10 protein-coding genes and 1 tRNA gene are annotated in these 6180 nt (G+C 43.2%); 6 read left to right on the forward strand and 5 right to left on the reverse strand.

The genetic code is table 11. The features are described 5' to 3' along the window. Positions 1-93: 93 nt before the first annotated feature. Positions 94-426, reverse strand: a complete 333-nt coding sequence (locus H6F92_RS22945; RefSeq protein ID WP_190359628.1) for a hypothetical protein — start codon at positions 424-426, stop codon at positions 94-96. Positions 427-664: 238 nt separating this feature from the next. On the opposite strand from H6F92_RS22945, the gene H6F92_RS22950 reads away from it, so the two are divergent. From H6F92_RS22950 to H6F92_RS22965, 4 genes are all read left to right on the forward strand, one after another. Continuing rightward, complete coding sequence (locus H6F92_RS22950; RefSeq protein ID WP_190359629.1) at positions 665-964, forward strand: hypothetical protein; 300 nt, start codon at positions 665-667, stop codon at positions 962-964. Continuing rightward, complete coding sequence (locus H6F92_RS22955; RefSeq protein WP_190359630.1) at positions 939-1301, forward strand: DUF5615 family PIN-like protein; 363 nt, start codon at positions 939-941, stop codon at positions 1299-1301. Before H6F92_RS22950 ends, H6F92_RS22955 begins: the two co-directional genes overlap by 26 nt. A gap of 249 nt (positions 1302-1550) precedes the next feature. Continuing rightward, positions 1551-1892 carry a hypothetical protein gene (locus H6F92_RS22960; RefSeq protein ID WP_190359631.1) on the forward strand — a complete coding sequence of 114 codons (342 nt, stop codon included), beginning with the start codon at positions 1551-1553 and terminating at the stop codon, positions 1890-1892. Continuing rightward, positions 1889-2077 carry a hypothetical protein gene (locus tag H6F92_RS22965; RefSeq protein ID WP_002783384.1) on the forward strand — a complete coding sequence of 63 codons (189 nt, stop codon included), beginning with the start codon at positions 1889-1891 and terminating at the stop codon, positions 2075-2077. The genes H6F92_RS22960 and H6F92_RS22965 overlap by 4 nt, the downstream gene beginning before the upstream one ends. A gap of 431 nt (positions 2078-2508) precedes the next feature. On the opposite strand, the gene H6F92_RS27135 is transcribed toward H6F92_RS22965, so the two are convergent. From H6F92_RS27135 to H6F92_RS22975, 3 genes are all read right to left on the reverse strand, one after another. Beyond that, positions 2509-2694 carry a hypothetical protein gene (locus H6F92_RS27135; protein WP_416338792.1) on the reverse strand — a complete coding sequence of 62 codons (186 nt, stop codon included), beginning with the start codon at positions 2692-2694 and terminating at the stop codon, positions 2509-2511. A gap of 91 nt (positions 2695-2785) precedes the next feature. Continuing rightward, positions 2786-2858: transfer RNA gene (locus H6F92_RS22970), tRNA-Arg, on the reverse strand. An 88-nt stretch (positions 2859-2946) separates the two neighbouring features. Further along, positions 2947-4086: a ferrochelatase gene (locus H6F92_RS22975; protein ID WP_190359632.1), complete on the reverse strand. Its 1140-nt coding sequence runs from the start codon at positions 4084-4086 to the stop codon at positions 2947-2949. Positions 4087-4285: 199 nt separating this feature from the next. On the opposite strand from H6F92_RS22975, the gene H6F92_RS22980 reads away from it, so the two are divergent. Further along, the gene (locus tag H6F92_RS22980) at positions 4286-5044 is read left to right on the forward strand and encodes an LmeA family phospholipid-binding protein (RefSeq protein WP_002785405.1); all 759 of its coding nucleotides are present in this window, start codon (positions 4286-4288) and stop codon (positions 5042-5044) included. A 16-nt stretch (positions 5045-5060) separates the two neighbouring features. On the opposite strand, the gene yidD is transcribed toward H6F92_RS22980, so the two are convergent. Then, complete coding sequence (gene yidD / locus H6F92_RS22985) at positions 5061-5291, reverse strand: membrane protein insertion efficiency factor YidD (RefSeq protein ID WP_190359634.1); 231 nt, start codon at positions 5289-5291, stop codon at positions 5061-5063. A gap of 55 nt (positions 5292-5346) precedes the next feature. Here yidD and H6F92_RS22990 point away from each other — a divergent pair, with 55 nt between their 5' ends. Further along, complete coding sequence (locus H6F92_RS22990) at positions 5347-6033, forward strand: diacylglycerol/polyprenol kinase family protein (protein WP_190359633.1); 687 nt, start codon at positions 5347-5349, stop codon at positions 6031-6033. Positions 6034-6180: the final 147 nt, after the last annotated feature.

Here is a 6180-nt window from a genome sequence, read left to right on the forward strand (position 1 = left end):
CCTCGAATGGAAATTTTTTCTTTCTTCCAGACATCGATAATTTTTTGGCGAAAATCTACGGAATAGGGTCTCATAGGAAGCTGGTAAGTTCTATTATTTGTCTATTTGCTTTCTATTGTACCTCATAGCTCCAAGAATTGCTATATATGTCAAAGGGTTAGTAGGGGCTGTGTTACTTCTTGTAGTTGTAATTTTTGCATCTACAAGTCCAAAATTCTTTGATGCATCATTTTGAAACGCATCGTTTATTATTAAAAATCCATCAACGCTACCATTGGCAGGGTCGCCACCGAAAAATCCACAAAAAGCAAGCTTGAATAACGCAGCAGAAGCAGGATTGGTCGTAGCCAAGCTCAAAGTAGCGAGAGTAGCAGTAGTCAGAGTTGCTACATCGCGTAGCTTATTTTTGTCCTTCAAAAAATTCATGATTTTTAATCCTAATCAGTACGATTACCACCTTCGCAGCCAGGTCAAGCAACAGCCCAACCCAACACTAAAGGGAGATACCAGAAGGATACACACTCTCCCCCCCGCAACTGTATCAAAAGCTACTATTTAATAAATCTTTATATTCCTTTCCCTAACTTAGGGATTGACAGGGGAAGATTCCCTCGCATTAACTAGCTGATAGACTAGGGATACCAGCTTTGATCAAGGCATCAGCATGACTACCAACGTAGCAAAAACTCAATGGCAGTATTTAGAGAAACGTCCTCATTCTTGGCGACAACAGCTTTGTTTTCAAGGTAGGAGGCTGAAAGCTTTTGATGTCTGGTCAGATATGATTGTCAACCAGATGACTCCTCAAGAAGCAGCTCTTAATTGGGAGTTACCTTTGGCTGCTATCTATGAGGCAATTGACTACTGCGAGGCTAATCAGCAGCTACTCAAGCAAGAAGCAGAAGAAGAACGCCACCGTCTGGAAGCAAAGGGGATTAGTGTTGAGCCTAAGATTATTGCTTGATGAGGACTCGCAATCCCAACTTCTGGTTAAGTTACTTACGGCTGCTGGTCATGACGTACTGACGATCAATAAAATTGGTTTGACTGGCTGCACAGATGATGTCGTACTTGACTATGCCATACAGGAAAATCGGATTCTGCTAACTCATAACTGCGATGACTTTGAAGAGTTGCACCAAGCCAATCCAAGCCATTCGGGTATCTTAGCGGTTTACCGTAACGCTAACCGCTTTAAAAATATGGACTTCAAGGCAATTGTCAATGCGATCGCCAATCTTGAAACTGCTAACTTCCCTCTTGCTAATCAGTTCATCTCCCTGAACCACTGGAACTATTAATTCTGCTTTGTAGCGATTGCGTCACAAATCTTAAGTTATATATCTCTCACACTAGCGATCGCTTTCTTTTCCCTGTTTTACTCCTTCTCAGGCGAACTATCCTCATTCCGTGAGATATTGTGGCGCAGTGTGTCGGATTCGCCTTTGCCTTCTCCCTTGACTGATCCTCAACTCGATCGCAAACTAAATTAAACAGGATTACCTCGTACCAACCAGATGATAGACTGGGGATAATAGAAATAATTGAATATGGCTACATTACCGGAGGAAACCTTAGCGAGCATTTTTGATCTACTCCGTCAACTAGCGGATCAGATAGAGTACGCATCGGCAACGGAATGGCAACTTTTTACAGAATATGGGGAAAATGAACGGACATTATCAGAATTAGAAGAATTATTTAATGCCAGAGAGAGGGTAACTAATTCCTACTCCCGAATTAATAATATCCTGCTGAGAATTTTACAAGAGCAGCCGACTCTCTCAAATACGATGCTAGAGATGTTAGAAAGAGCGATTTTGCAAGGAACAGCCAGTGTGGATGCTGTTAGTGCTAGTGTTGATGAAGTAAAGAGGCAATGGAACTTATGATGACTTACCGCACCTCCTATCCCGATGAAGCAACGAGAAAACAATGTCTTGAAAGCTTACGGGAAACTAACCGCCAGATTGAGCTTTATAATCTTTTTTTAGACGATATACTCGCCCAACTGGAAACAGAATCCCGTCAAAAGAGACGAGAAAGGCTATTGCAAAGAGGGCAAACTATTAAATAGAGGGATGCACAGAAGAAGGAGTTTCAGGTAGTTTCTCTTGTTTTACTCCTTCTCAGGCGACCTATCCTCATTCCGTGAGATATTGTGGCGCAGTACGTCCTATTCGCCTTTGCCTTCTCCCTTGACTGATCCTCAACTCGATCGCCAACTAAATTAAACACAATTAATATCAACCGACGGGACTCAACTGACCTAATTCCACGCTCACCGCATCAAAGCGATTGTCCCTGGGACGATAGGAGAGAATTTCCAATCCCTACTTAGGGTCTGCTGAATAAATCTAAAAACCTTGTTGGGTAAGACTTTTAGACTTTTTGTCAATCAAAAAGTACCAGGCATGGGAGTGATCAGGGGGAAAATTGAGGTACTTTTTCCCTGAAAATTAGGTAGGGTCTGCTGAATAAATCTAAAAACCTTGTTGGATAAGACTTTTAGACTTTTTTTTCCTCAAAAAGTGCCAGCCGTTGCGGGGATCGGGGGGAAAATTCAGGTACTTTTTCCCTGAAAATTAGGTAATTGACTACCTCAAAATCGGTAAAACCCCACACCCCACACCCCACACCCCACACCCTGCCCCCAGGAAAAGCTTTTTCAGCAAACCCTAGGTAGTTGACCACCTGAAAATCGGTAAAACCCTACACCCCACACCCCACACCCCACACCCTACCCCCAGGAAAAACTTTTTCAGCAGACCCTACTTAACAATAACGGGTACGGTAGGGATCGAACCTACAACCGTCCGCTTAGAAGGCGGATGCTCTATCCATTGAGCTACGTACCCAGGAAAGCACAATTATAGATTATACTTCCAAAAGTGACAAGTGGTAGGACTAATTTTCGCCGTTGCCCCTCTTTGCCACTGTCCAAGCTTAATGATGGTGGTGGTGTCCGTGGTGATGATGGTGATCGGAATGAATGTGAGGAATTGTTACAGAAGCATTGACAGATAAAGCCTCTTGTGATAGTAAAGCTTCGATGTGTTCCTCGGCCCAATCCGCAGCCATCTGGCAAAATTCGGGGTTATCGTTGACACAGGCCATCTGCACATAATTAACCTGGTCGTGTTTGCGGCGTAAAGCTTCGATAATATGCTCCACATCCAGTAAAGTTTCGTGATTTTCCGTAGCAAAGCCAATCGGCATGAAAATTAAAGCTTTGGCCCCCAATTCAATTAAATTCTTCGCCGCTAACTCTGCATTCGGTTGCGTCCATTTAATTAAGGGGGTTTGGTGATTTAACCAACCCACAGAAATCAAGGGATAACGATAGATTAATTTTTCCCGGACTAACTCGTATAAAGCTTGACTTTCATCGATTCCCGACGTAAATCCCTTAGCTTCGTGGGGACAACCGTGATTCATTAAAATAATGCCAATTTGCGAGGGAAGACAGCTACTAGCTACCTCGGCCGCGATTTTTTCTTCCACTAACCGCGCCATTAAATCTATATAAGCGGGTTGGTTATAAAACGAGGGAATATAGCGCAATCCTTTAACCCAATGTTCCCCCGTTTGTCCTTGAGCTAAAGCTTTGTTAACTTGTTCGATCGCAATGCCACTGGTAAAGATAGAATCAACAACGAGGAGAGGATAGATCAAAATTTTCTCGAATCCCCCTTCGCGGATTTCCGTTAACACCTGTGCCGGTAAAAAAGGCGCGCAGAAGTTAAACGCTTTGAATACCTCCACCCGATTACCCCATTTTGCCTGTAGATTGCGCTCGATTTCCTGTCTTTGATGCTCGAAAATGTGGTTATGGGGGGAAATAAAGTGATTATGCTGGTGCTGCCATTCGTGCAGGTCAAATATAGCCAATAATTTCGCTAGGGGAGGATAAACCCAAGTCGGTACAGGAGCGAACTTAGCCGTCAGCAAATTTAAGGCCTGTTCATTATAGTTGGCGAAGTCCTCATAACTCTCCACTTCCCCGTATCCCATCAATAATACCGCCACTCGATCGCTGTGGTTGTGGGTAGCGGCTAACTGTTGTTGATCTGAAATGGCAACCACGTTTTTAACCCCGATTTTCTTAAGTGAAAAACGCTATATCACTGGGATAGTAGCATTTTTTCATCCTATCCCCTAGCACGGGATAGACCGCTAAAAATTTATAACCTCTACAGAATCATACAGATTGCTTATCATCCTGATTAATAAAACGATATGTAAAGAAACTTTAAATAATGTTAAGATCGTTGCAGTCCCACCTATGAGAGATATGACAGCAGGCGTGTTTGGTAGCTTACCTTTTCCCAATCAGAGCGGCGATCAACTCATCAGTAAAGTGGTGAGTGCTGCGATCGCTGCATTATTCAAACGTACAGGCAAGCTGACAGCGACTGTCCGCGCCGAACCCGTAGCCAAATTACTGCAAGGCAGTATCGACGGTTTTGACTTTATCGGTCAGTCGATGCTGATGTACAATGGCCTACGCATCGAAGCCATGGAATTGTATGTGCAGGCGGTGGCGATCGATTTTAGTGCCATTTTTACCGGACAGGTAAAACTCCGTCAACCGACGCGGGCCACTTTGCGGGTAGTTTTAACGGAAGAAGACTTAACCACCTCTTTTAATACACCTTTTATTGTCGAAAAACTGCAAAGATTAGAGTACGAAGGTAAATCAATTCACTGTCAGAACACGGAATTAATTCTCAATGACGATAAAACTTTAACCCTGAAAAGTCTAATTAAATTGGGAGAAGAAGAACCAATTCTGCTAGAAATGACCACGGCTGTGGTTGTGGAAGAACGGCGAAAAATTCAATTTGTTGATGTGGTTTACCAAGGGGACGAAAGATCCAAAGCTTTAGGAGAAGCTTTAATCAGCCATGTTAACAACCTCATGGATTTAGATAAATTTGCTCTCGATGGTACTCAATTAAGAGTCGATCGACTACGTTTAAAAGATAAACAGATCATCTTTTATGGTATCGCCGATATCGAGCGTTTTCCCCAAAGAAAATAGGCAGGATTTTTGGCTTTCAATCGTGCTTGTGGCTACAGGGAGGCACGGGATCGTAACCTCCGGGGTGAAAGGGATGACAACGGAGAATACGCTTAATTGCTAACCAAGAACCCCGCAGCACACCAAAGCGATCAATCGCTTCTATGGCATACTGGGAACAGGTGGGTTGAAAACGACAGGAAGGGGGAAATAGCGGCGAAATAAACCGTCGATATCCCTTAATTAAGCCAATAAAAATTCCTTTCAACAATGTCACCTCGATCGCCTAAACTAAATAGATAGTCAATTTTCGCTTTTGTCACGTGGAACTATCCCACTCTCTCCTATTTTCGATCGGTTTAGTCGCCTGTTACCTAGCTGTTCTGATTCTGATCGCTGAAAAATTAAAAAGGGTTTTCAGTACCGATGGCGAAATTACCCGCAAAGTTGTCCACATTGGCACGGGAAACGTCATCCTTTTGGCCTGGTGGTTAAATATCCCCGCTTGGGTGGGAATAACTGCGGCCATCCTAGCGGCAACTATCGCTATCCTATCCTATTTTTTCCCCATTTTACCCAGTCTTAATAGTGTCGGTCGCCGCAGTTGGGGAACTTTTTTTTATGCTGTTAGTATCGGTGTTCTCGTGGCTTATTTTTGGCCAATTTCTCACCCCGAATACGCAGCAATGGGTATTTTAATTATGGCTTTAGGAGACGGATTAGCAGCCCTAGTGGGACAAAATTTTGGTCAACATCCCTACAAAATTTTCGGCAGTGGCAAAAGTCTGGAAGGTTCCCTGACTATGTTAGGAGTCAGCTTTCTAGTCAGCTTGATTATTTTATCTTTTGTTAATGGCATTAATCCGCCAATTATTCTAGTATCTTTATTAACAGCGATCGGAGCTACTATTCTAGAAACTTTCTCGAAACTAGGTGTAGATAATCTCACTGTACCGATTGGTAGCGCCACCATTGCCTATTGTCTTACCCAAATTTTCATCTCAAGCTAGTTTATCTCAGCTTATTCACAAAGGCCGAATCTAAAACCTCATTGGTTAAGCTAAGTAGGGAGGCACAATTATTTGTAGGATGGGTTAGTGGTAGCGTAACATGAGCGGGTGTTGGGTTTCATGCTTCAACCCAACCTACGTTCTATG

It is taken from the genome of Microcystis wesenbergii FACHB-1317 (assembly GCF_014696875.1).
Classification (GTDB): domain Bacteria; phylum Cyanobacteriota; class Cyanobacteriia; order Cyanobacteriales; family Microcystaceae; genus Microcystis; species Microcystis wesenbergii_A.

Coding starts and splice junctions, on each gene's coding strand:
- H6F92_RS22980 (WP_002785405.1), top strand. CDS start 4,286: ATGAGAGATATGACAGCAGGCGTGTTTGGTAGCTTACCTTTTCCCAAT.
- H6F92_RS22960 (WP_190359631.1), top strand. CDS start 1,551: ATGGCTACATTACCGGAGGAAACCTTAGCGAGCATTTTTGATCTACTC.
- H6F92_RS22950 (WP_190359629.1), top strand. CDS start 665: ATGACTACCAACGTAGCAAAAACTCAATGGCAGTATTTAGAGAAACGT.
- H6F92_RS22965 (WP_002783384.1), top strand. CDS start 1,889: ATGATGACTTACCGCACCTCCTATCCCGATGAAGCAACGAGAAAACAA.
- H6F92_RS22945 (WP_190359628.1), bottom strand. CDS start 426: ATGAATTTTTTGAAGGACAAAAATAAGCTACGCGATGTAGCAACTCTG.